At 36.1% G+C, this 25981-nt stretch carries 23 protein-coding genes and 1 pseudogene; 5 read left to right on the top strand and 19 right to left on the bottom strand.

Annotation, left to right across the window (positions count from 1 at the left end; genetic code table 11):
- Window positions 1-78 precede the first annotated feature (78 nt).
- Genes prmC through AC4BC5_RS08105 form a run of 3 tightly spaced genes read right to left on the bottom strand, consistent with a single transcriptional unit; the run spans window position 79 to window position 2562 of the window.
- Window positions 79-909: a peptide chain release factor N(5)-glutamine methyltransferase gene (gene prmC, locus AC4BC5_RS08115; RefSeq protein ID WP_490494938.1), complete on the bottom strand. Its 831-nt coding sequence runs from the start codon at window positions 907-909 to the stop codon at window positions 79-81.
- Window positions 902-1975, bottom strand: a complete 1074-nt coding sequence (prfA, locus tag AC4BC5_RS08110; RefSeq protein WP_490494937.1) for a peptide chain release factor 1 — start codon at window positions 1973-1975, stop codon at window positions 902-904. Before prfA ends, prmC begins: the two co-directional genes overlap by 8 nt.
- 17 nt (window positions 1976-1992) lie before the next feature.
- A complete protein-coding gene (locus AC4BC5_RS08105) occupies window positions 1993-2562 on the bottom strand; it encodes a thymidine kinase (RefSeq protein WP_490494936.1) in 570 nt (189 codons plus the stop codon).
- Between the two features lie 259 nt (window positions 2563-2821).
- Here AC4BC5_RS08105 and AC4BC5_RS08100 point away from each other — a divergent pair, with 259 nt between their 5' ends.
- The gene (locus AC4BC5_RS08100; RefSeq protein ID WP_490494935.1) at window positions 2822-3973 is read left to right on the top strand and encodes a peptidoglycan-binding protein; all 1152 of its coding nucleotides are present in this window, start codon (window positions 2822-2824) and stop codon (window positions 3971-3973) included.
- A 109-nt stretch (window positions 3974-4082) separates the two neighbouring features.
- Here AC4BC5_RS08100 and AC4BC5_RS08095 read toward each other — a convergent pair.
- The 5 genes and pseudogenes from AC4BC5_RS08095 to AC4BC5_RS08075 form a co-directional block, all read right to left on the bottom strand.
- A pseudogene (locus AC4BC5_RS08095) lies at window positions 4083-5639 on the bottom strand (IS1182 family transposase).
- A gap of 155 nt (window positions 5640-5794) precedes the next feature.
- Window positions 5795-6259 (bottom strand): ASCH domain-containing protein, encoded by a 465-nt coding sequence (locus AC4BC5_RS08090; RefSeq protein WP_490494934.1) that lies wholly within the window; start codon window positions 6257-6259, stop codon window positions 5795-5797.
- A gap of 389 nt (window positions 6260-6648) precedes the next feature.
- Entirely contained in the window at window positions 6649-8046 is a 1398-nt protein-coding gene (locus tag AC4BC5_RS08085) for a CHAP domain-containing protein (protein ID WP_490494933.1), read from the bottom strand.
- A gap of 254 nt (window positions 8047-8300) precedes the next feature.
- Window positions 8301-10049: a DNA helicase RecQ gene (gene recQ / locus AC4BC5_RS08080; protein ID WP_490494932.1), complete on the bottom strand. Its 1749-nt coding sequence runs from the start codon at window positions 10047-10049 to the stop codon at window positions 8301-8303.
- A 34-nt stretch (window positions 10050-10083) separates the two neighbouring features.
- Window positions 10084-10968: a helix-turn-helix transcriptional regulator gene (locus AC4BC5_RS08075; protein WP_490494931.1), complete on the bottom strand. Its 885-nt coding sequence runs from the start codon at window positions 10966-10968 to the stop codon at window positions 10084-10086.
- A 77-nt stretch (window positions 10969-11045) separates the two neighbouring features.
- Here AC4BC5_RS08075 and AC4BC5_RS08070 point away from each other — a divergent pair, with 77 nt between their 5' ends.
- Window positions 11046-11558, top strand: a complete 513-nt coding sequence (locus AC4BC5_RS08070) for a VOC family protein (RefSeq protein WP_490494930.1) — start codon at window positions 11046-11048, stop codon at window positions 11556-11558.
- A gap of 145 nt (window positions 11559-11703) precedes the next feature.
- On the opposite strand, the gene AC4BC5_RS08065 is transcribed toward AC4BC5_RS08070, so the two are convergent.
- From AC4BC5_RS08065 to lepB, 10 genes are all read right to left on the bottom strand, one after another.
- The gene (locus tag AC4BC5_RS08065; protein WP_490494929.1) at window positions 11704-12612 is read right to left on the bottom strand and encodes an IS3 family transposase; all 909 of its coding nucleotides are present in this window, start codon (window positions 12610-12612) and stop codon (window positions 11704-11706) included.
- Complete coding sequence (locus AC4BC5_RS08060) at window positions 12603-13286, bottom strand: transposase (protein WP_490494928.1); 684 nt, start codon at window positions 13284-13286, stop codon at window positions 12603-12605. Before AC4BC5_RS08060 ends, AC4BC5_RS08065 begins: the two co-directional genes overlap by 10 nt.
- An 81-nt stretch (window positions 13287-13367) precedes the next feature.
- Complete coding sequence (locus AC4BC5_RS08055; RefSeq protein ID WP_490494927.1) at window positions 13368-13760, bottom strand: OsmC family protein; 393 nt, start codon at window positions 13758-13760, stop codon at window positions 13368-13370.
- Window positions 13757-14647, bottom strand: coding sequence for an ATP-binding cassette domain-containing protein (locus tag AC4BC5_RS08050; RefSeq protein WP_490494926.1), 891 nt, complete (start codon window positions 14645-14647; stop codon window positions 13757-13759). Before AC4BC5_RS08050 ends, AC4BC5_RS08055 begins: the two co-directional genes overlap by 4 nt.
- Window positions 14644-15522, bottom strand: coding sequence for an ABC transporter ATP-binding protein (locus tag AC4BC5_RS08045; protein ID WP_490494925.1), 879 nt, complete (start codon window positions 15520-15522; stop codon window positions 14644-14646). Before AC4BC5_RS08045 ends, AC4BC5_RS08050 begins: the two co-directional genes overlap by 4 nt.
- Before the next feature lie 4 nt (window positions 15523-15526).
- Window positions 15527-16357, bottom strand: coding sequence for an ABC transporter permease (locus AC4BC5_RS08040; RefSeq protein WP_490494924.1), 831 nt, complete (start codon window positions 16355-16357; stop codon window positions 15527-15529).
- On the bottom strand, window positions 16357-17316 hold the full coding sequence (locus AC4BC5_RS08035; RefSeq protein ID WP_490494923.1) for an ABC transporter permease: 960 nt from the start codon (window positions 17314-17316) through the stop codon (window positions 16357-16359). The genes AC4BC5_RS08040 and AC4BC5_RS08035 overlap by 1 nt, the downstream gene beginning before the upstream one ends.
- A 175-nt stretch (window positions 17317-17491) precedes the next feature.
- Window positions 17492-19072 (bottom strand): ABC transporter substrate-binding protein, encoded by a 1581-nt coding sequence (locus tag AC4BC5_RS08030; protein ID WP_490494922.1) that lies wholly within the window; start codon window positions 19070-19072, stop codon window positions 17492-17494.
- A gap of 256 nt (window positions 19073-19328) precedes the next feature.
- The gene (locus AC4BC5_RS08025) at window positions 19329-20174 is read right to left on the bottom strand and encodes a MetQ/NlpA family ABC transporter substrate-binding protein (protein WP_490494921.1); all 846 of its coding nucleotides are present in this window, start codon (window positions 20172-20174) and stop codon (window positions 19329-19331) included.
- Between the two features lie 336 nt (window positions 20175-20510).
- The gene (lepB, locus tag AC4BC5_RS08020) at window positions 20511-21083 is read right to left on the bottom strand and encodes a signal peptidase I (protein WP_490494920.1); all 573 of its coding nucleotides are present in this window, start codon (window positions 21081-21083) and stop codon (window positions 20511-20513) included.
- A 201-nt stretch (window positions 21084-21284) separates the two neighbouring features.
- On the opposite strand from lepB, the gene AC4BC5_RS08015 reads away from it, so the two are divergent.
- The gene (locus tag AC4BC5_RS08015; protein ID WP_490494919.1) at window positions 21285-22691 is read left to right on the top strand and encodes a TrkH family potassium uptake protein; all 1407 of its coding nucleotides are present in this window, start codon (window positions 21285-21287) and stop codon (window positions 22689-22691) included.
- Window positions 22692-22762: 71 nt separating this feature from the next.
- On the opposite strand, the gene AC4BC5_RS08010 is transcribed toward AC4BC5_RS08015, so the two are convergent.
- On the bottom strand, window positions 22763-23128 hold the full coding sequence (locus AC4BC5_RS08010; RefSeq protein WP_490494918.1) for an MmcQ/YjbR family DNA-binding protein: 366 nt from the start codon (window positions 23126-23128) through the stop codon (window positions 22763-22765).
- 164 nt (window positions 23129-23292) lie between these two features.
- On the opposite strand from AC4BC5_RS08010, the gene AC4BC5_RS08005 reads away from it, so the two are divergent.
- Window positions 23293-24642 (top strand): DUF1727 domain-containing protein, encoded by a 1350-nt coding sequence (locus tag AC4BC5_RS08005; protein ID WP_490494917.1) that lies wholly within the window; start codon window positions 23293-23295, stop codon window positions 24640-24642.
- Window positions 24635-25297, top strand: coding sequence for a type 1 glutamine amidotransferase (locus AC4BC5_RS08000; RefSeq protein ID WP_490494916.1), 663 nt, complete (start codon window positions 24635-24637; stop codon window positions 25295-25297). Before AC4BC5_RS08005 ends, AC4BC5_RS08000 begins: the two co-directional genes overlap by 8 nt.
- Window positions 25298-25981 lie beyond the last annotated feature (684 nt).

Raw genomic sequence — 25981 nt, 5'->3', positions numbered from 1 at the left:
CGGTCGTTACCTTGGTAATAAAACTTTTCTTTGGCTAATTCATATAAAATGATTAGTTATCCACAACCCTGTGGATAACTAGTAAACAAAAATCACCCGATCTTGTCCTGCCAAGTCCTTTTTAATTTCAATTACCTTGTTAGGAAATGCTTCTTGAAATATTTTTTGAACTGTTGCTCCTTGCTGAAAACCAATTTCTAAAAATATTTTACCTTGAGGATCTAATTTTCTCTGAGCTTGTTCAGCCAATTTTTCATAAATAGCTAAGCCGTTATTTTCTGCAAACAACGCGGTTTTAGGTTCAAATAAACGAACACTTTCATCCATCAATGACCATTCATTTTGACTAATATAAGGCGGATTAGAAATTATTACATCAATTGATTCAGAAATAGGTTCCAAGGTATCACCGAGGTAAAAATCTACCTCAGTTGCTAGTGAATGGCTATTTTTTTTCGCTATTTCTAAAGCTGTTTCGGAAATATCTACTGCCATGACTTGCCAGTTTGGGCGTTCAGCTTTTAACGTAACTGCAATGGCACCCGTTCCTGTCCCTACATCAACTACAGTTAGAGATTGAGAGGGTGTTTTTTCTAAGCATAGCGCTACTAATTCTTCCGTTTCTGGTCTAGGAATTAAGGTAGCTGACGTTACTTGAAATCTTCGCCCATAAAACTCTTCATAACCAATCAAGTATTGAGGAGGATGATTAGCTAATAAAGCAGCTAAATCGCTACGAAGTTGTTGCTCTTCTGCTGCGCTTATTTTATTTCGCATATTTAATAACCAGTCCGTTTTATTCCAGTTTTTCCTTGCTAAAAAAACGTATTGAATTGCATACCCTTCCTTACCTTGTTCTTCTAAAAAAGAAGAAGCCCATGACAGGACTTCTTGATAAGTTTTAGCCATTTTGCAACTCTTCTAACTTCGAGGTTTGATCGTACATGATTAAGGCATCGATAATTTCATCCATCTTACCTGCTAGAATTTGATCTAATTTTTGAATAGTTAACCCAATACGATGATCCGTTACTCGGTTTTGAGGGAAGTTATAGGTACGAATTCGTTCTGAACGATCGCCAGTCCCTACAGCTGATTTACGGTTTGCATCGTATTCACTTTGCGCTTCTTGTTGAATTTGATCGTAAACACGAGCTCGTAAAACCTTCATTGCTTTCTCACGATTTTTCAATTGTGAACGCTCATCTTGCATCGCAACAACAATACCAGTTGGAATATGCGTTAGACGTACAGCAGACGCCGTTTTATTGACGTGCTGACCACCAGCACCTGATGCATGATAAATATCTGTACGAATATCTTTATCAGCAATATCTATTTCTACTTCTTCCGCTTCTGGCATGACAACCACTGTTGCTGTAGAAGTATGAATACGTCCTTGAGATTCTGTTGATGGGACGCGTTGAACTCGATGCGCACCACTTTCATATTTTAATTTTGAGAACACATTGTCTCCACTAATCATCATGATTACTTCTTTGTAACCACCAATTCCTGTAACGTTTGCTTCTAGAACTTCTGTTTTCCAACCTTGAGACTCAGCATAGCGTTGATACATACTGAATAAATCTCCTGCAAACAATGCAGCTTCATCTCCACCAGCAGCTCCACGAATTTCCATGATAATATTTTTATCATCATTTGGGTCTTTTGGTAATAATAAAATTTTGATTTTTTCTTCGATTTCCACTTTTTCTTTTTTCAATTCAGAAAGTTCTTCTTTGGCTAATTCTGCCATTTCGTCGTCTAAGCTCTCTCCTAGCATTTCTTCTGCATCTGCAATACCTGTGACAACATCTTTGTAACGGCGATATACATCAACCGTTTCACGGGTGCTAGCTTCTTCTTTAGATAACTCCATAAATCGCTTAGTATCAGAGACGACAGCTGGATCACTTAATAATTCGCCTAGTTCTTCATAACGGTCTTCAATTGCTTGTAACTGATCGTACATTTGTTTTGCTCCTTTGCTTAAATTTCTGGATGGAAGTAATGGTGACGGCAAACTGGATAATAGGCTTCATTTCCACCAATTTGCACTTGTGCCCCTTCATAGACAGGCTTTCCATCAATATAATGTAAATTCATAATTGCTTTTTTATGACAAAACCAGCAAATAGTTTTCATTTCTTCAATTTTGTCCGCATATAGCAATAAGTATTTTGATCCTTCAAATAACTCATTACGAAAATCATTTTTCAGACCAAATGCCATGACAGGGATTCCTAATTCGTCAACTACACGGGTAAAAGAAAGAACATGTTCCTTCTTTAGAAATTGTGCTTCATCAATTAAGACACAATATGGTGTGTATCCCAGTTCTTGAATGACAGAAAATATGTCTGTCTCATCAAAAATTGGAATAGCTTCCTCTTCTAAACCAATTCGGCTAGAGACTTGTCCAATACCAGAACGTGTATCTAATCCACTTGTCATCAAAACAACAGGTTTGTTCTGTTCTTCATAGTTATGGGCAACTTTTAAAATCTCTATTGATTTTCCACTGTTCATTGCGCCATATTTAAAAAATAATTGTGCCATCTAGTCATCCTCCGTTTGTTCCTTTGCTAGTATACTTGAAAATGACGATTTTTTACAGCTTTAAATATCTTCTTTCACTGATTTTTATACAAAAATAATAGCTTACAACAATTAAAAACAAAATTCCAAATAACATTGACTTGAATTTCACAATAAAAAAATACTTATTTTTCCTATAAAACTCAAAATACCATTTGGCATCGTTTTCTTTTTGTGATAAAATGTGAACAAATTAACAATTAAATTTTAGGAGGACATTATGAAAAAGACACGTATTGCTACATTTCTTGTTTTTGCTAGCTTAAGTTTAGCAGCTTGTAGCCCAGATGATTCAAATACTGCAAGTTCAACAACGGAGGACCAGCAAACAACAGCTTCCAGTGTTGCTACTTCTGATAGTACAACAAGTGAAGCTAGTAACATTACCATTGCTGAAGGAACAGATACGGGGACTGAAATTCCTGAAGCAGGTACCTTAGTTATGCGTCAAATGTATACTGCTCCACACGGCACAAAATCATTCGCAGCAGTGAATGTTTTAATGAATGGTGAAACAATTGTGGATGCTCAAATGGATGAGTTTCAGTATTTAGATCCAGCTGATTTTAAAGGCGTTCCTAATGCTGATGCAGGTTTTGGTGAAGCCTTCCCTGAAGGTACAGTGTTAGCAAGTAAAACTGAAAACGATGCAGCTTATTCCACTTTAATGAAAGATAAAGCTAGTGCAACTCAAACATGGCAAACAAGTATGGATGCTATTACAGAGTTTGTAAAAGGAAAAACAGTTGCTGAAATTGAAACTGCTATTGGTGATTTAGATAAACAAGGCGAAGATGGTAACCCTGCCGATGTTGTTTCTGGTGCAACTTTTGCCGACACGAAAGGTTACTTACAAGCAATTGCCGCTACAGCAAAAAATGGTATGGTTGCTATTGGTGCTAAAACTGAAGCCACTGATTTTAAACAAGCTCAATCTCTAGGAGCACCTCATGGCGACAAATCATTTGCAATCACAACTGTAGCAATGGACGGTGATAAAGTAGCCGCTGTTTTTGTTGATGAATTCCAATATGTAGATGCTACAGCGTTTGGTGGCGTTCCAAATTCCGACACTGATTTTGGCCAAGGTGTTGCAGCAGGCCAAGTATTAGCTTCTAAAGTTGCGAATAATGAAGCATATTCTGCTTTAATGAAAGAAAAAGGCGGTTCTACTCAAGAATACGCAGTTAATATGAAAGCTGTTGAAGATTTTGTGGTTGGAAAAACGATTGCTGAAATCGAAGCAGCTGTTGGTGATTTAGATAAACAAGGCGAAGATGGTAAGCCTACTGATGTCGTTTCTGGTGCGACATTTGCTGATACAAAAGGCTATCTACAAGTTATTGCTGATACAGCAAAAAATGCAGAATAAACTAAAACGGGCCTGTGACGTAAGTACGTCTCAATCCAAGTTATAAACCAGAATACCCACGAAAATTGAGTTTGATTTTCGTGGGTATTCTGGTTTTCTATGTATAGGGTTAGTTCTTTCTATTTAATGTGGCTAATTTCATCATATTAAGGGCCATCATCAAGATGCCTGATTGCTTTCGAACCTTGTTTAGCCCTCGAACCGTATATCGAGTGAAACCCAAACAAGCCTTCATTTTTCCGAAGACTGTTTCGACATCTGTTTTTCTACGAGCATAGATCTTTCCTGTTTTTTCGTCAGAAAGCATCTCTCTTTGTTTGGCTTTGTGGTATTCCCAAGCTGGATTGACAAGAATTTTTCTTACATATCCTTTGGGTGTCAATGCTTCTGGAACTTCTCGTAAATAGTCATCCACTTTTTCAGCTTGATACTCTTTGAAATCTCGAACGAAACCGTCTTTATCTGTCCGTTGGCGATAGGCATGAAAATTGAAGCGAACGCCTTTGGGATCACTATAATAATCTTCCTCTTCAAAATACGTCCAATTCATCACTTTCCGTTCGTCAGATTGCCATTTTTTACTTTGTTCTTTCAACATCGTGCCATACGGAATAAGCGCCGTGTGTTGTGGCAATTTATCTTCTAAATAGCGATAGTTACTCTCAGAACCATAACCGGCATCGGCGACAATATAATGAGAAGCTTGTTTGTCTAGCTTCATTTTTTCTAGAAAAGGCTTTAATGTTTTTGTATCTGTTGGGTTTTGAAAAACATCGTATCCCAAAACAAATTGTTTGCACGTGGCAATTTGAAGATTGTACGCTGGTTTCAGTTGTCCATTCATCATGTGATCTTCTTTCACTCGCATAAATGTTGCTTCTTTATCTGTTTTTGAATAACTGTTTCGGGCACCATAAATAGACATCTGTGTTTGATGTTCTGCCATTTTTTCTCGTCTTTCAGAAAGCTTGCGTTTCTGGGTTTTTAGCGTCCGTCGTTGTTGTTTCGCAGGATTGGGAGAAATCTTGGCTGTTTCCTCGACTTCTTTCTCTAGGTCTTCTAAGCGCAACGCCATTCGTGTCAGAAGTTCATCTAATAAATCGAACGTCAGATTAGATCCTTCAGGAATATGTTTGACTTCATAGGCTTCTTGAAGTTCTGTCATTAAGGTCAGAATTTTTTCACGGTTCATTTAATCAAAACGAATCGTATTCTTCTTCCAAACAAAGCTAAATTTATTGGCATCTGCCAAGATTTTTGTCCCATCAATAAAAAGCACATCGTCAATCAGATTGCGTTCCCGAAGATAGTGAACCAAAGAATCCAAACTTTTATTGGTCAGTTCTTCGACATCTTTCGAGACACAAAAGCGGGCAATTGTCCGATAAGAAGGCTCACTTTCTTGTGTCAACCAGCGGGCATAAAGATTTTCTTCTGCCAACCGTTGAATTTTTCGACTGGTAAATGTCTCGCGAGTGTACGCAAAAAGAACCAACTTTAACATCGTACGCAACTCATATTCTCGTGGGCGACCGAAAAGATACGGTTCATGGATCTGTAAAGATTCAACCAATTCGTTGATAAAACAAGCGACATGATTTTCTTTTGGAATAAATTCAGTTGATAGGTTTAAAGTTAGTTGATTTATGTTATAATTTGGGTACATTGTTTTTGTCCTTTCGAGGATAAGAATTTGGAAGTGCAAGGTCAGAGTTGTGCTTCCTTTTATTTTACCTTAAAAAGCGCCAGAAATGAACGATTACTCGTCATTTTTGGCGCTTTTTCATGGGACTTACGTCACAGGCCCGTTTATTTATATAGTTACTTTTCATGGTAACGATCAACGACTCTAAATGACTGACAAACTAGATCAATAGTTGTAGAAAATGGTAATGAATATTGGCTTAACTCCCATTGAAAGAACTTTTTGTGCTCTTTGTACCAATAATCATAACTTAAGTCTCCTTCACCCTCAGAAATAGCAAATTCTTTAGATACTTCATTCATCGGTACAATTTCAATTTTTGTGTATTGAATAATTGCCAATGGTCTATTCTGACCATCTAATACAATTTCATATTCTCCTACAACAGGTATTGTTTCTTCTTCAATATCATAGATACACTTAGCTGAACAGGTTCCCGTCTTAAGACCTTGAACAACTAATTGACCTAATTCATTTCCCATTTTTTCAGATCCATCCCCAAACATCCAAGCTTCGGGAAGCTCACTTGCTAATGAATGTTTCTGACTAAATTCATCCCAATACGCTCTAACTAAATCCATATAATCGCCTCTTATCTACTATAATCTTCTCATTTATTACAACATAAAAGTTACAACTAAAGCAATGATTGCAAGATAAAAAATAATGAGCAAATGGCTGATTTCTATCTTTTTCCACTATTTGTGTATAAAATAGTCCCACACTTATATCGACTGTATTTGCAAAGAACACGACAACACATCGAGTTAAAACATGAGAAATCGTTGCTGTTTCAACAGAGACAAAAAGTTCAACCTCATTAGAACAAGCAGAAATGCTTTCAGCTAGTTTCTATTTAAAAATACTGTTTCTTATTTTTTTAATATAACAATAACACCCCATGATTCACAGCTATTTAAATAACAAAAAAAGAGAGAAAACTCAGCTGAGCTCTCTCTTTATAGTAAAATTAACGATGAATATACGTGTAACCTGATGCACTCATTGTTGCAGTATTAGGGCCTCCAGGATTAGAGAATCCCATTCCGCCTTGAGAAATAGTGATAGTATTGCTTGCAGCATCATAAGATTCTACATAAGCAACGTGTCCATAAACACCATCAGCTGTCCAAACACCACCAACAGATTGTCCAGCGGCAAATACAACGACTGAACCAGCAGCAGGTGTGCCATTTACAGTGTAACCATCAGCAGCTGCAGATGCACCCCACTGTGCGCCATTTCCCCAGTAAGTTCCAACCCATGATGCACGGTTTTTAACGAACCAAGTACATTGACCCCAAGCGTACATATTACCTGATGATGAATGATCAACTGCACCACTTGATGAATTTCCTACAAATGAACTATCGTTGTTTGATTCAACAACAGGGGCTTCAACACTAACTTCTGGAGTTGATTCAACTTTAGTTTGCTCTACTACAACTGGTTTATTTGCTTTTACTTCTTGAACAACTTCTTTTACTTCAGTTTTTGGTTCAACAACTTCTTGTTCTACAATTTCTTCAGCTTTAGGTTGTTCTTGTGTTTCAGCTTGCTCAGCTTTAGGTTGTTCTTGTACTTCAGTTGCTTGTTGTTGTGCTGCTTCTTGCGCTGCTTCAATACGAGCTTGCTCTTCTACAGCTTTTTTAGCGGCTGCTGCTTGTGCTGCTAAAATACGTGCTTTTTCAGCTTCAGCTTCTTCTTTTTTCTTTTGTAATTTCGCTTTATCGCCTTCAGCAGTTGCTTGTTGTGCTGCTAAATCTGCTTTTAAAACATTTACACTTGCTTGTTTTTCAGCAAGTGAATTTTTTTCACTTTCCAATTGTTGTTGTGTCGCAGCAACTTCTTGGACTTTTCTTTCATTCTCTTGAATGCTTTTCTCAACCGCTTCTTTATCTTGTTGTTGTTTTTCGATTAATTCATTGTTGGCTTTCACAATTGTTGATACTGCTTGTACGCGACCAATAGCATCGCTTAAAGAATCAGCTTCTAAAACAGCATCAAGTAAATTCATATTATCGCCATTAACTTGAACGTCACGTGCTTGGTTTTGAATAACTTCTTCACGTTGTGCAATACGTAATTTCAAATCAGCAATTGTTTGTTGTAATTTTTCTGCTTCTTTGCCTAATTCAGCTTGTTTTGCTTCTAATTCGCTAACTTTTTCGCTAACTGTTGCAATTTCTGCTGATAAATCATCGATTTGTGCTTGCGCATCTGCTTGTTGACCTTTTAAATTGTTAATTTTTTGATCTTGTTGTTCGATTTGATCATCGATTGTATCTGCCAAAGTTGCACTTGGCGCTGAGATTGCTGTTAACATTAATGAACATACCATTAAAGTAGCTAAGTATTTTTTCTTCAAATTATTGCTCCCCCTGAGATTACTCTATAATCTAATTATCTAACTTCTTCTTAATAAGAAATTTCACGTTCTAATTTAGCGACAGATAAATCTTAACATATTAATATAGCACTTAGGTAAAAAGAATGTTACAAAATTATTTCAAATGAATATCAATTAGGTGTTTTTTCAGAAATAATGACGAGTTATTGAAAAAAGTAATGAAAAATACCTGTTTCCATAAAAAATAGCAGGAGATTATCTAATGTCTCCTACTACTCTTTCTTTAATAGAGATAAAAATGGCTCTCCATACTTATCTAATTTATTTTGTCCTACTCCTTTAATTTGTAAAAATTCTAGGGATGTTTGCGGTTGTTTTTCTGCTAATTCTTGTAATGTCTTATCAGAAAAAATGATGTACGGAGGTAAATTTTGTTCTTGAGCTAATGACAGTCGCAATGCACGTAATTCTTCAAATAATTCATTATCTACTACTAATTGCTTAACTGTAGCTTGTTTGCGATAGACTTTCTTTTTGCCTAATAAGACATCCACCCCTTCAGGAGAAATTGATAATAAAGGATATTGCCCTTCTGAAGGTGTCAAAAATTGTTCAGCAGTTAAATAATCAATTAACTGAACCATTTCTTTTTGTGTCCAATCTTTCATCAATCCGTAGGTAGACAGTTGTTCAAAATGCCATTGTGTAATTTTTTGATCTTTAGAACCAGTTAGCACTTTTCCAACAAGTGATTTTCCAAATTTTTCTCCCATACGTTTAACACAAGACAAAACTTTTTGTGCTTCAACAGTAATGTCGACGGATTCACGATCATCCAAACAATTACTGCATTTCCCACAAGGCACGCCTTCTTCCCCAAAATAACGTAAAATATAACATTGTAAACACATTTGTGTATGTGCATATTGACTCATTTCTCGTAATTTCAAATATTCATTCTGTTGATAGTCAATGGAAGATTCTGATTGCTCAATAAAAAACTGCTGAATTTGTAAATCTTGCGCAGCATAAAGTAAGACTGCCTCGCTGGGTAGTCCGTCACGTCCCGCACGCCCGGCTTCTTGGTAATAAGACTCTAGGTTCCCCGGAATTTGCGCATGAATCACAAATCGGACATTACTCTTATTAATCCCCATTCCAAAAGCATTTGTTGCCACCATTACTTGAATACGATCAAATAGAAAATCTTCTTGGCTTTTTGAACGTACTTGTTCAGAAAGACCGCCATGATACATTCCAACCGTAATTTCTTTGTGTCGCAATAAATGATACAAACGTTCAACTTCTTTACGCGTGCTGGCATAGATAATCCCCGCTTGTCCTTTATTGGTTTTTAAATATTCCAATAAATAGACATCTTTTTGTTCTTTGACCACTTGAAAAGCGAGATTTTCACGAGCAAAACCTGTTTTAATTTGATTATTATCGGGAATTGATAATAACTGACAAATATCTTCAGCTACTTGAGTGGTAGCAGTAGCGGTTAGAGCAATAATAGTTGGGCGTTGAGTAAATGAACGCAACGTCTCTGCTAATTTTAGATAACTTGGCCGAAAATCATGTCCCCATTGTGAAATACAATGGGCTTCGTCAACGGCTACTAAATCAATGTCTACATGACGTAATAATTCAAGGAAATCAGCTGTTTCTAAACGTTCTGGTGCTAAATATAATAGCTTAACCTCTCCTCTAGCTGCCCTTCCCAAGCGTTGTTGAATTTCTGAAAAATGAAGTGTGCTGTTAACATATGTTGCTGGAATCCCCATTTCATTTAAACTATCCACTTGATCTTTCATTAATGAAATTAAAGGAGAAACCACAATCGTTAATCCATTAAATAACAAAGCAGGCAATTGATAACAAATGGATTTCCCCCCACCAGTCGGCATAATGCCCAGAACATCTTCTCGGTTTAAGATTTTTTGAATAATCTCCAGTTGCCCTTTACGAAAAGTTTTGTATCCAAATTTTTCTTCCAATAATTGTGTTAGTTCACTCATTTGTTCCCTTCTTTCTCTGTTTTATTATACTCAATTAGTAGCGGGCTTGCATATCTTGTAATTTTTGTAAGTAAGCGTGTTTTAACATAGGTGGCTCAAGAATGAGCGCTTCGGTACCAAATATCAAGAAATAATTCACTAGAAAATCCAGCTCTTTCTCGTGATAGGTTCCTTTAAGCTGATTATCTACCATAGTCATATTAGGAAATAATTGATGCTGTGCCAACTCACAACCTTTTGCTGTTAACTGAGCTACAAAAGTAAATGGACGCACTTGTTGTTTTTGCATTGCTGCTACTGAATAGTTTTTTCCTTCAGCAAAAAACTGAATATTGGTCATCTTATCACAACGATATGTTCGCCATTGGTGCTTTTGTATATCTCGAGCCAAACAATACCACAAACCCTGACGATAATTTAAATGGACTGGTTGAATGATTTTGACTTCTGAATGTTCTTTTTGGTAATGCACACGTAGCTGGTGTCGTGCTAACATCGCTTGATAGAGCGTCTCTAGTTGAGGAACTGCTATTGGTACTTGGAGGCCTTCATAACTAACCATTGTTTCAAGTTCTTCTAAGGAAGTCACTGGAAATTTTTCTATTAATTTCTCTTTGATTTGTTGATAAGAATGAGGAAAAGGAGTGGCATCTTTCAATAACTGCAAAGCAAAAAAGATACTTAACAATTCTGTTTCCTTAAAATAAATCGGGGTTCGTAATTGATGAGATAAGACACAATATCCACCATTTTTGCCACTTTCAGCATATAAAGGTACTCCCAGTGCTTCTAATTCGCTCACATCACGTAAGGCAGTTCGTTTAGAAATACGAAATTCCATCATTAAATCACGTAAATTGAATTGCTTTTTCCCATGAATAAAAATTAATTCTTGATTGAGTCGTTCACTTTTTTTCATATTTTCTCCTTTTGGTGCCATCTTCTGTCACCATTAAAACGTATACTAAGAAAAAAAGCAAAGGGGTATGATTAGTTATGACCATTCAATTATCCACATTTTTATCATTAGACGGAAAGGCCGACCACGCACTCACTTTTTACCAAGAAATTTTTCAAGCGAAAGTTCTTTTTAAAATTACCAATCAACAATTCAAGGAACGTTTAAATCCACAGCTAGAGATTCCCAACGGTCAAGAAGAGTATATTTCACATTCTATTTTACAGATCGGAACCACACAGTTACAAATTGCGGACACATCCATTACTAGCGATTCCCTGACTAGCGGGAACAATTTTTCGCTAAGCTTTACGATTAACGATTTAGCCACTATCAAATCGATTTATCAAAAAATCATTCAATATGATGAGACGCAAATTATTGCTGCACCTTGCGAAAACGAATTTGCAGATTTTTATGCAATTGTTCGCGATCCATTTGGGGTTCTTTTACAATTAACCAAAGAAAAACAACCTGACCCTGAGCAAAAAGGCAAAAAAAGAGACCCTCACACATGTGATGGGCTCCCCGTCAAGTGGACACGGAAATAGAATAAAATTTTTGGAAAACTGTTTGCCATGTTTTTGTGCAAGCAGTTTTTCTTTTTTTGGTGATAAACCTCGGCTACGCTCGGTTTGGCGCAGAACGTTGATGAGCGAAACCAAGTACGTTTCACTCATCAAAATTCTACGAAGATTAGGCAGCCAGTAAAAGTTGTCTGTGTACGTCCATGGGTGTCATAGAGTACAAGCAACGTTGGTAACGACCATTATTGTAATAGTTAATATAATTTTCAATCATTGAAACGAGCCTTTCACGACTCGTAAATTTTCGACGATAGTACTTCTCACGTTTTAATGTGCCCCAAAATCCTTCCATTGGACCATTATCAATACAATGAGCTACTCGGGACATACTTTGTTTCATGCCTTGTTTCTTCAATCGATGACCCATCTGTTTGCTCGTATATTGAAAGCCACGATCACTATGAAAAAGAGGATGCGCATCTGGTTCAAGTCGAATGGCTTCATCAAAAGTATCAAAAACTAACTTGTTATCATTTCTGTCACTGATGACAAATGAAACGATGCGTCGATCGGCCAAATCTAAAATGGCACTCAGGTACACTTTCTTCACTTGATTGCCTTCGTAGTACTTAAACTCAGAGACATCGGTTAACCATTTTTCATTTGGTTTATCCGCATGAAAATTTCGATTTAAATAATTTTTGGCTATATGATACGGATTTTTAGACACCTTAGTGATTCCATGCGGATGGTGTTTCACTGTCGACTTAATTTGAAGATGACGACAAATCCGCAAGACTCGTTTATCATTCACGTGAAAGCCATAATCTTGAACCAAGTCATCACGAATTCTCCGATATCCTTTGTCATCATCAGCCTCATGGATGTATCGTACCAAGTCGGCTAAGTGTTCGTTAAAAATGGTTTGGGTTGACTTTGGTTGTTTTAACCAACGATAATAAGCAGATCTTGAAACGTGGAGAAACGCACACATTGCTTGAATCGGATACTGTTTGCTTTCGTGAAGTTCTTTGATGGCTTCATATTCAAAAACATGGTGAATGAGGTCTACTCCCACTTCCTTTCTAACTCCCTGACTTTTTTTAACAAGTCATTTTCCATTTCCAGTTGCTTGATACGACGTTCTTGTGCAGCTAAGCGATCTCGCATTTCTTCTTCTGGTGTTCGACTGGGCTCTGTGCCAGCACGATGTCCTCGACGGTCTTTTAATCCTGCTTCGCCCATCTGGTCATATTTCAGTACCCAATTGCGAACTTGCTGGTAAGATACTTGATAGGTGATGGCTGCTTTTCCATAGTTTCGATTGTGCACGAGACAGTAGTGAACGATTTCCACACGTTCTTTAAAGGTTGTTTTTCTAGATGTACTCATTTGACTTCCACCGCTTCCTGATTTGAAGTTTCTATGAGTATTATATATCTTTATCCAATGGTGTAGTTGGTTTTTATGCCTCAGACCGTATTTTTCCGAAATATCAGTTAGACTCCCTAAACCATTTAGGTAATCATTGACTGCTTGTAATTTCGTCTCGATTGAGTAATGTGTATTCTTTCGCTTTGCTAATAGACCAGTGGGACCTTCATTTTTGTAAATCATGAGCCATCTTCTTAACGTAGACTCACTGATACCAACTGGACGAGTGAGTTCATTCAAGCTATCCTCGCCATTTAAATAGCTCTCTACTAGCTTGACTCTTTCTTCTGGTGTAAGCTTCATCTTTCTTTTTGACATACAAAATACCCCCTATATAGGACCTTTATATTTCAGTGTCCTATATAGGGGGAGCATATCACATGATGAGGATTTCTTTTTTTAGATAAATTCGACGGTTTCTTCCACTTGAATTGTAGGATCTAAACTTTGAATAACTGGACAATTTGGAGAAACGAGTTTTAAGCAACGTTGCGCTTTTTCTTGAAACTCTTCAGAGATTTTAACGTAAAACCGTAATTGAATTGTTTGAATCGGCTCAGCTCGACGTTCTGTATTTCGGCTGTAATCTGCTTCAATTTTTTCAAATTGATAAGGAATATGTGAATTATCTAAAACCGATTGATATACATAGCCTCCACAAGCTGCTACAGCACAGACTAGCATTTGAACAGGTGAATATCCTTGTTCTCTTGCTAAAACCCAATTTCCAGATGCATGTGGCAACTCGATTTTTTCTTTTCCTTGAATGAGTGTAAATGTCTCGATTGTCATTTGTTCCTCCTTACGAAATGGCCTTCTACTACTTCGACCCAGTCAAAGTCTTCTGTCACTTCAATTTGTTGTTGTATTTCTTTTTTTGCTAAAGCCGCACGAGCTAACTTCGGGTCAGCAATGGGTGCAGCAGCTAATAACTTTTTAGTATATAAATGCTGTGGTGCTTCAAATAAACGCTGTGTAGGCGCTAATTCGACTAATTTACCTTGATACATTACGGCAATTCGGTCAGAAATGTGTCGAATCACTGATAAGTCATGAGAGATAAATAAATAGGACAATCCAAAATCTTTTTGTAATGCTAACAATAGTTGAATAATTTGGGCTTGAATAGACACATCCAATGCGGAAGTTGGTTCATCACACAAAATAAATTCTGGTTGATTGACTACCGCACGAGCAATCCCTATTCGTTGTCGTTGTCCACCACTAAATGCTCGAGGTAACTTGTATAGCGCGTCACCTGTAATGCCAACACGTGCCAAAATCTGTTCTGCTTTGTTACGAGCATTTGTTTTAGAATCGTTTAATAAAGGTTCCATCACTAATTCTAACGCAGTCATCCGGGGATTTAAAGCTGAATATGGATCTTGAAAGATAATTTGCATTTTTTGATAAATCGATTTTCTTTCTGCTGCAGATAAGTGCGTAAGTTCTTGTCCTTCAAAGAAGACTTTGCCTTGGGTCAATGTTTCTAAACTTAATAAACTGCGACCCAATGTCGTTTTACCACTACCTGATTCTCCTACTAATCCCAGTGTTTCTCCGCGATAAATAGTTAAATGAATGTCATCTAAAGCTTTCACTTCAGTTACTGCACCACGCCAGTTTTTGGAACGAAAGATTTTTGTTGCATTCTCGACACGAATTAATTCTCTTGTCATTTTTCTTCCTCCTTAAACCAAACACGATGCGTTGATGATAACTTCTTACACGTTAAATCATCCGGTAATTCTTCATGGTAATCAAAAATATGCAACTGGGTCTGTTTATCCCCTAAGTGGGCTGCTTCTAATAATTGCTTAGTATAAGGATGGTATGGCTGATAAAAAATTTCCTCGGTAGTCCCTTCCTCGACAACTAAACCTTGATACATGACTTTGATATAATCACACATACCTGCTACTACTCCAAAGTCATGTGTTACTAAAATAACAGAAAGTTCTTCTTGCTCTTGTAATTCTTTAATCAGCGATAAAATTTGCGCTTGAATTGTGACATCTAAAGCTGTTGTAGGCTCATCTGCAATTAAAAGTTGCGGTTCTGCCAACAATGCCATCGCAATCATCACACGTTGACGCATTCCTCCAGATAACTCATGCGGGAATTGTTTCATACGTTTTTCAGCAAGTGCGATTCCGACTTTTTCTAGCTCTTGGACGGCACGTTGCTGTGCTGCTTTTTTTGACATTTTTTTCTCTCGTAAAATGACCTCAGTTAGATGGTAACCAATTGTTCGTAATGGGTTTAAAGAAGTCATTGGATCTTGAAAAATCATAGAAATTGGTAATTTTTGTGGATCTGTAACTTGTTCATCATTAAACTCAAATGTCTCAGTTGTCATCACGGCCTGTTCAGGTAAAATTGCCATAATACTTTTCATTGCCATACTTTTCCCACTGCCCGATTCACCAACTATTCCAATAACCTGACCTTTGGGAACATCCAAATCTATTCCTCTAAGAATTGGTAATGGCTCGTTGCGTTTTGATTGAATAGCTACGCGTAAATTACTCAGTTTTAATATATTCTTTGCCATAAAATTATGCCTCCCTTTGTAAGACTTGTTTAATCATATCGCCAAGGTTATTAAAGGAGTAAATAGTCAATGCCACAAACAAACCTGGTAAAATCGCCATATAAGGTGCCCGTTGCAAACTATTTTGTGCATTTTGTAGAAGACTTCCCCATGATGCCATAGGTTGTTGAATTCCCAAGCCTAAGAAACTCAATGCTGATTCAGTCATAATTGCACTAGAAATACTAGTTGAAGCAGCTACGATTAACGTCGGTAATACCGAGGGAAAAATATGTTTAAAAATAATGGTTCCCGCAGACTGTCCAATGAAATTAGCATATAAAACGTAGTCTCTCTCTTTAGCAGATAATGTTTCACCACGAATTAATCGCGCAATATTCATCCATGAAAAACACCCAATGACAATAATAATTGTACTGAGTCCTGGCTTTAAGAAAACACTTAGTACAATCACTAAAACTAACCAGGGAATTGATGATAAGATGTCCACAATACGCATCAAAACATTATCAATCCAGCCACCAAAGTATCCTGAAATCAAACCAACTGTCGTACCAATAGTTGTTGCTGTCAGCATTGCCAACACACCAACTAATAATGAAACCCTACCGCCATATACAACACGAATAAAATAATCACGACCCACTTCATCTGTTCCAAAAAAATGTTGCAAACTTGGAGCTTGAGACATCTTACTGACATCTGTCGCATTGGGATCAATTGGGAGCAATGGAGCAATTAGCGATAAAAGAATTAATAACGCTAAGAAAATAAAAGATAGCGTATAGATTGGCGAAGCAAAAATTGCGCTAAATACATTTTTCCAACGTTTCATTATTCTTTTCCTCCCTTGCGAATTCGTGGATCAACAACTGAATAGAGTACATCTGAAAGAAGATTTCCCAAAATAACTAAAGTTGCTGACAAGAGCATGATTGCCATAATAATTGGATAATCTAAACTTCTTGTTGCACTCGTCAAATAAGGACCAACCCCAGGCCAACCAAAAATGGTTTCGGTAATAATTGCCCCTGTAACTAACATTGGTAACGCTAATCCTAATTGCGTCACTACAGGAATTAAAACATTGCGACTAATGTGTCGGCGAAAAATTTGCCATTTAGTTGCATGAAAAGCTTGTTGAACAGTCACATAATCTTCCGATACTTGTTGTAAAGCTGAAGCACGAATATAACGTGTCAATTCTGGAAAAAAAGCGACCGTCAAGGTAAGATATGGCATGATAAAGTGTGCTAGAAAATCATTGAAATCTCCAGCCTTACCAACTGTATTCATCCCGATAATCGGAAATAGGTTCAAGCGATAGCCTAAAAAGTAAATCAAAATCATTGCGAACCAGAATGTTGGTATTGCAATACCTAAAGACGCAATTCCATCAATTAATTTATCAAAAAATTTTCCTTTATTAGCAGCAGCGACTAGACCTAATGTAATGGCTAAAATTAAGGCTGTTAGATATGCAGGAACAATTAATTTCATCGTATTAGGAATTCGAACTGCTAGTTCACCGGCAATACTTCGTTGCGAAACCAATGAATAGCCAAAATCACCTTTAAAGATATTCGTCAGCCAAGTAATATATTGGACGAAAAAAGGTTCATTTAAGCCATATTTTTCTCTTAATGCTTCAATCCGGTCTGGAGACATATTTGGTGTAGTCACTGAATCGATGACATCATAAGGTGCTAAATGAATCAGTGAAAAAACAATAAATGAAATAACTAATAACAATGGGATTGCTTGAAGTACTCGTTTTGCAATATACCTTGTCACACGTAACGCTTCCTTTCTCATAATAAAATGAAAAGAGACGAGCCTGTAACATAAGTAAAAACAAGACGAAAATATCCAAACAAAATAGAATAAGTTACGCCAAATCAAGGAGCAATCTTCTATTGTTCAGATATTTTACTGTCAATCTACTTATGTCACAGTCCCGTCCAATTCACTATTTAATCGTTAATTTAGACACATCTTCAAACGTGTAAATTGGAATTAAGCCAGCAGCCTCTACATTTCCAATGCGATTGTTAACTGCTAGAATTTTTTTGTTATCAACAATTGGATAGATGCGTGCATCTTCAGCAATAGCTTGTTGTAACTCATTGTAGAGCTCTTTACGTTTTGTTTCATCCAATTCAATTGCAGCTTTGTTAAATAACTCGTCAGTTGTCTTATTTTCTGTTTGGAAGTAATTGGCACTGCCACCGGTTTCAAACAATGAACCATATAAATCAGGATCATTTCCCATGATATACCCGCCTAAGAACAGATTATATTTAGTTGAACCTTCTTTATCTAATTCGGCAAAAATCGCTGTACCATCGCCACCTTCTAATGTTACTGTAATTCCGGCTTTTTGTAGCTGTTGTTGAATTAAAGTTGCTTGAATAGTTTGCGCTGGATCACTCGAAGAAAAGGCTAAGTTTAATTTCAAGTCACTTACTTTGGCTTCTTTTAACAATTCTTTTGATTTTTCAATGTTCGTTTCGTATTTTTCAACGTCCTCTGTTGCAAATGGATTATTTGGTGGTAAGAATGAATATGGTTGTTCATAGTATTCTTTTTCTAAATAAGCCGCTTGATTTAACTCATCTTTGTTTAAGGCAAATAACACTGCTTGACGCACGTTAACATCTTGCAAAGCTTCTGATTTTGTATTTAAGCCTAGATAACCTACACGATTTTCACTATAAGGATAGGTGGTAATTGTTTTTTCATCTAAATCTGGTACATCCGATGGTAAAATAAATGCTGCATCAATTTCACCCTTTTGTAGTGCAACTTTAGTTGTATCTGCACTTTCAATAATGCGTAATGTTAAGTTTTTAATTGAAGGTTCGCCACCAAAGTAATGTTCGTTTGCTTCGAAAGTTAAATACTCTCCACGTTTATATTCAACCAACTTGTATGGCCCTGTTCCAACTGGATTTTCTGGTAATTCATTAACAGAAAAATCTGCTACACCTTCAAAAATGTGTTTTGGAATGATAAAAGTTTCCGTTGCAATGTTGTTTATTGCCGCTGCACTAGCTTGTGGTAAAATAAATTTCACTGTGTAATCATCAACTTTTTCAATTTTGATTGGTTGATCACCCACCCATAGCTGGTCAGCATTCCCATTTTCTTTTTTAGCTTTTTGCTCATACGTAAATACCACGTCATCAGCTGTAAAAGCTTCGCCATCTGACCATTTCACATCTTTTTTCAATTTAACTGTTACTGATAAGCCGTCTGCTGCTGGTTCTACTGATTCTGCCAATGCGTTTTTCGTAGTTCCGTCGCCTTCCACAATCACTAATGGTGAATAAATAATATTAGTTACAGTTAAGCCCCAACGATCACTTGTATTAATTGGGTTTGTAGACGATGGATCCCCACTAATTGCATAAGTAAATGTTGCATCATCAGCTTTTGTGCTTGAGTTATTTGTTGATTCATTGGTATTTCCACCTGATGAACAAGCTGCTAAAGCCAATCCCAAAGCAAAAACACCTATGCTAAAAAGCCCCTTTTTCCATGTTTTCATTCATAATTCCTCCCTGAATACATAACTTACTTAAAGTATTTGTTCTCCAAAGAATAGTCGGTTCATTTTGAAAAGTCAACGAACTAGTGATAGCTTTTTTCTATCACTTTATAATAATTATTAAAAAAAAGCCCTCAAAAAAAAAGGATATAGATAGACAATCTACATCCTTTGACTAAACGTATAACCTTCCCTGTTTACAAGCACTCAAAATGCTAGCATAAAGGAATTGAATCACCTAACAATCACCATTTTTTTACCAAACTGGAACACTTGATTTTTTCGTTGTTTCCTCAATGATTTTTTTCACATCATCCGTTTGGTAGTATTTTACAATTGTTTGATAAATATCTTTATCTTTCTCTTCTTCTCGAGCAGCAATGACATTGTAGTATGGCTTAGAAGAATCAGCAATCGGTTCTAAGAAAATCGCATCTTCAGTTGGAATATGACCAGCATCCACAGCTACATTATTGTTCACACAAGCAATATCTACATCATCTAACACACGAATTGTTTGATTGGCATCCAATAAATCAAATTTTAAATTTTTTGGATTTTCAGTGATGTCATTAACTGTCGGCATAAAGCCTTTATCTGGGTCTAATTCGATTAAACCAGCTGTTTGTAATAATAATAATGCACGACTTTCGTTCGATACGTCATTTGGAAGAGCAACCGTTGCCCCATCTTTTAACTCCTCAATTTTCTCAATTTTATTTGAGAAAATACCCAATGGATTCAACGTTGTATAAGCGATAGTTGTGTTATGGAAGCCACCTTCTTTATTCACATTATCCATATAAATTTCAGTTAAGGATGAATGCAAATCAATTGAACCATCTTCTAACGCAGTGATTGGACCTCGATAATCCGTAAATTTTACAATTTCTAAATCAATATTTTCTTTATCTTTTAGTTCTTTTTGAACGTGTTCCCACGCTTCGTTATTCTCTCCAACAACTCCCAAACGAACAACTTCAGCTTTCGCTTCACTGGAGGAATCTGTCTCCTTGGTATTGCCCGAACCGCATGCACTTAATAGAGTTAGTGCGCTGACAGCTAAAATACCTGTAACCATTTTTTGCCAACTTTTTTTCATTCCCATTCTCCTTTTGTTTTTTTTCCGTTTTTTACGTTGCTTCTGAAAAATAAAAACGTCCTTTTATCAACATAAAAATGCTGATAAAAGGACGAAATTTCAAGGTACCACCTTTTTTTCAGAAGTAAAACTTCTCTGTTTCTTTTAAACAAGAAACGTTCAAGGTAACAATTGAACAAGTCGAAACTGCCTTTTACCGACAATTTTCCTAAGAGAACCTGTTCTTCCTGAAAGCAACTAATACTCACAAGATGACACAGTTCTTTAACGGATAGATGTATAAGTTTTCTTGTACTTTACAGTATCCGTAAACCCGTGTCAATAATTAAAATTCAATCACTTAACCAATGAGATTTCATTTAATGGCCAATAGCGCATAAATACTTCACCTTTAATCATCGACTTATCAACGAAGCCGAAAATACGGCTATCTTTTGAAATCAAACGATTGTCTCCTAAAACAAAATATTTGTCTTCAGGTACGACATATGAAAAATCATTCGTGAAAGTCAATGCACGCGCTGCTGTACTTTGGAATGTTTCACTATACGCATATTCAGTTTGTAGTTTATCTTCTTTAAATTTTTCGATATATTCATCTAAGTATGTTTCTTCTATTATGTCGCCATTTATGGTCAGAACGTCATCTTTCATTTGGACTGTATCACCTGGCATTCCAATTACACGTTTTACAGCCAGCTTTTCTAAGTCATCGGGCTCTTGAGTGGTAACAATATCAAAGCGTTCAATTTTAGAAAGTTGGAATGTAAATAATTTTTGGCCATCTGCTAAAGTAGGGTCCATTGAATGTCCTTTGACCGACACAGGTGTCAATACAAACAGACGCAAGACTAATAACAGTATGACGAAAAAAATAAACGTACCCCAATTTTTCATAAATTCTTTCAAAGGTTATGCTCCCCTACTAATTATTTCAATTCTGCATTAATTATAACATAGCTTTCTATTGTTAGCGAAAATTGATGTCTTACTAGGATGATCAATGGTTGTTTTTAGTACAATTCTATGATATATTCTCTGAACATTTGCCATTTTTTGTTAAACTTTTGTTATACTAATGAATAATACATTTAGATTGGAGATCTTCTTATGAACTTCGGGCGTTTTATGCGTCTTACAGTGCGTCGGGGAAAAAATTTTTTCTCAAAAAATATTTCATCAATACAACTGATTGTCACCTATTACATTTTAATGACTCTCCTTGCACTGATTTTATTTTATTTGCCAATTTTCCGAAAACCTGACGTTTATGTTTCGTTTATTGATATGTTTTTTATGGCGATTAGCACCATCAGTGTAACGGGTTTATCTACTTTTCCAATTGAAGAAGTATTCAATGAACGAGGGGTCATTTTATTAGAAATCCTCTTTCAAATCGGGGGATTGGGGGTCATGATGATTTCGACCTTTTTCTTTATTGTCTCTCGGCGAAAGATTTCTTTGAAACAACGTCAGCTAATTATGGCAGACATGAATCAACCTCGTTTAAGTGGAATTGTCCGCATGATTCGTACAACATTTACAATTATTTTAGTTTGTCAGCTGATTGGCGGTATCGTATTTGGTCTTTATTTTAAAGCTATGGGTTATTATGAACACTGGATAGCTGCCATTTTTTATGGTTTATACCAAGCCATTTCTGCGGTAACTAACTCTGGTTTTGATGTAACAGGTGAATCTATTGTTCCCTATGCAAATGACAATCTTTTTTTAGTAGCTGTTATGTTTTTAATTTTTATTGGTGGTATTGGTTTCCCTGTAATTATGGACTTTCGTGAATGGGTCGCTTATCAGGTGTTTAAGAAGAAACGGCAACTACCTTTTCGCTTTACCTTGTTTACCAAAATTGCCTTTTTAGCATTCGTCATTTTGTTTATTGGTGGTACTTTAACTATTTTCTTCTTAGAAAAAGACCATCTATTTCAAAACATGACCGCTGTTGGACAATGGGTTAACAGTATGTTTTACTCCATGACAACACGGAATGCTGGTTTACAAATCCACAACCTAAATGAATTTCAAACAACAACATTGATGATTTTTTCTGTATTAATGTTTATCGGTTGTAGTCCTAGTTCAGTTGGTGGTGGGGTTCGAACAACGACTGTTGCCATTATTGGGCTGTACTTAATTTCATTTTTAAAAAGCGAAAGCCATATCAACATTTTTGGTCGTAAAATCGACAATGATGATGTCCGCAAATCTGTGGTAGTCTTCACGTTATCCCTATTAATGTGTTTTGCTTGTGTTATCTTCTTAACTGCTACGGAGGATGTTTCCTTAATTGCAATTATTGTAGAAGTTACTTCGGCATTTGGAACAACAGGTTTATCCCTAGGTATCACCTCGGAACTTTCTGTAATTGGCAAACTAATTATCGCTTTATTAATGTTTATTGGGCGTATTGGTATGCTCTACACTTTATTGTTGTTTATCCCTAAAGAAACGAGAGACTTAGGGTATGAGTACCCAACTGAAAAAATTATTATTGGCTAAAAAAATCCCCATCACTCAGGTCCTTGAGCGATGGGGATTTAATTTTACACCGAAGTAAATGCCTAGGTAGGCTATTTAGTTAAATCTTTTCGTATTTTTGCAGGTATCTTCTGCCAAACAAGACTATAAGAAAGCTGAATCATCTGTTCAAGTTCTTCATCACTCAATTCTTGTGTGTTTACTACGATTGAATTCCAATGTTTTTTATTCATATGGTACCCAGCTGTAATATCTGAGTAGATTTCACGTAGCTCTTCATTCTTTTCTGGTTCACCTTTTAGAGTAATAAGGGCGTTCTCTGAGGGTGTTGGACTCATTGTGCCAAACATTTTACCAGCTACTTCAAAATAAATAGTTTGCCAGTCAGCTCGATAATAAACTTTTGCAAAAGGTAATTGATTTCCAAATGTTTGAAGGCGTTCATAGCGATTCTTCATTCTCTCCACTCCTTTTTATTTTATTATAAGAGACTTTTCTTTTTTCTCGCTAAATTTTTTCTTAATTTTAAAGAAAAAGGGTAGCTGATTAATCTTTTTGCAAAGATATGGTATGATAAGTTGAATTTGTAATGAATATTTCATTTTACGTATGGAGGTTTTTTATGGGAATCCGAAGTTATTTTGCTGCATTTGTCGGCAAGACCTCACAATGGATACTAAAGAATTTTTTTAAGGGAGGATCAAGCCTTCCTGGAAAACTAGCATTATCAATTGATCCGCACATTCTAGACTATCTAGCAAAAGACTATCAAGTAGTCGTGGTTACTGGAACAAACGGAAAAACATTAACAACTGCATTAACTGTAAATATTTTACGTCAAGAATTTGATAATGTATTGACTAACCCGACTGGTGCCAACATGGTACAAGGGATTGTCTCTACTTTTCTCTCTGCGAAAAAAACTAGTGGCAAAAAATTTGCTGTCCTTGAAATTGACGAAGCAAGTTTAAGTAAAGTTACAGAGTATATCAAACCAGAATTATTTGTTTTTACAAATATTTTCCGTGATCAAATGGATCGTTATGGTGAAATTTATACAACCTATAAATTAATTGTTGATGGTGCAGCAAAGTCGCCGAATGCAACGATTTTAACCAATGGTGATTCACCCATTTTCAACTCAATTGATACCATCAATCCGCGTAAGTACTATGGCTTTGACCACGAAGAAGACCATGAACAAATGGCGCACTACAATACAGATGGTGTGTTATGTCCAAAATGCCAACACATTTTGCATTATAAAATGATTACTTATGCTAATCTTGGCAAATATTACTGTCCAAACTGTGACTTCCATCGCCCAGAGTTGGATTATATATTAACAGAATTAAAAAACATGACAAATACCTCAGCAGAATTTATCATTGATGGCAATGACTATAAACTTGAAGTTGGTGGCATGTACAATATTTATAATGCCCTAGCTGCTACAGCTGTTGCAGAGTATTATACAGTGAGTCCTGAAAAAATTCGTGCTGGACTAGGATATGATGAGAAAGTCTTTGGTCGTCAAGAAGTGATTGAAATTGATGGCAAACAATGTACCTTAGTTTTAGTTAAAAATCCAGTTGGACTAAATCAAGTGATTGATATGATTGGTTTATCACCTTATCAATTTTCATTAGTTTGTCTCTTAAATGCCAACTACGCCGATGGAATTGACGTTAGTTGGATTTGGGATGGTGATCATGAAGCATTTGCCGAAATGGACATTCCACAAGTTATTGCAGGTGGTGACCGCCATAAAGATATGGCATTGCGCTTGAAAGTTGCCGGCATTGCCGAAAACAAAATTACCGAAACACAAAATCTTGATGAAGTGATTGATAGCATTAAAGATTTGCCAACAGAACATGTTTACATCCTCGCAACCTATACTGCTGTCTTACAATTACGTAAAAAACTAGCAGACAAAGGTTACATGGAAGGAGGAATGTCACATGGCTAAACGACAATTAAGACTAGCCCATTTGTATGGAAATCTGTTAAATACGTACGGCGATAACGGCAACATTTTGATGTTAAATTACGTCGCTAAAAAAATGGATATCGAGTTAGAAATTGAAATTGTTAGCATTCATGAACCATTTGATCCAAATCGTTATGACCTAGTCTTTTTTGGTGGCGGACAAGATTACGAGCAATTGATTGTCTCACAAGATATTCAAAGTAAAAAAGACAGTCTAACAACGTTTATTGAAAATGATGGTGTCATTTTGGCCATTTGTGGTGGCTATCAATTACTTGGCCACTATTACATTGGTGCTGGCGGTGAAAAAATCTATGGCATCGGTGCATTGGATCATTATACTTTGAGCCAAGATAACAATCGCTTCATTGGTGATGTAAAAATCTATAATGCAGCGTTCGATGAAACTTACGAAGGCTTTGAAAACCATAATGGCCGTACTTTCTTAGGAAAAGGCGAACGACCACTTGGAAAAGTAGTTGAAGGTTTTGGAAACAATGGTGAAGACCAAACAGAAGGCGCAATTTATCGCAATGTTTTCTGTTCTTACTTTCACGGACCAATTTTGGCTCGTAACGAAGCCTTAGCACAACGCTTAATTGATTTAGCATACGACCGTAAATATCAAGCATAATTTGCAAGCAAGACTTATAAATGAGTCTCGTTTTAGACTGTAGATAACGTCCACATTTTGGATGCAATCTACAGTCTTTTCTTATATAATTAAGAGAAATTCTGATACTAAACTGGATGAAAAATTCGTGGCAACTGTAGCTAGCTCATTATAGCTTCGGTAAAGAAACCAATCAAACTAGGAAAAAATGTTTATTTAACGATAACAACGTATGAAGATACAGATGCTGTAAACTATTATTATGAAAGAAAATGTAAAAGCTTATTCTGATACATAGCGCACTAAACAAGTTGGAAACTACGACTCTATACACAAATTTAGAAAAAAAAGAAACTTTAATTAATGTTGGAGGATAATTACATGCGTAAAAAAACGATTCATTTATTTGTTACCCATAGTTCTTTATCTATGTGTAAAAATCATTATTTTGAAAATAGATAATAACCTATCAATTTCTTATTTTCTTAATTATGAATTGTCAGGTTTAATAGGAGTTTCTATTGGCTATATATTATTGTACTATTTCGAAATGAAAAAGAAATAAAGAATACCTCTTTTGATATATACTAATTTTTCAAATATTTAAGAGAAGGCAATATTTAAGGCAGAAAGTTTTTTTGCTATTTGTTTAAAACCTGAAACGAGACTTATAAATGAGTCTCGTTTTTTGTGGGAATTTTCCCA

This window comes from Enterococcus sp. AMC2644 (assembly GCF_058216475.1).
This window is presented reverse-complemented; position numbering and strand designations above follow the sequence as displayed.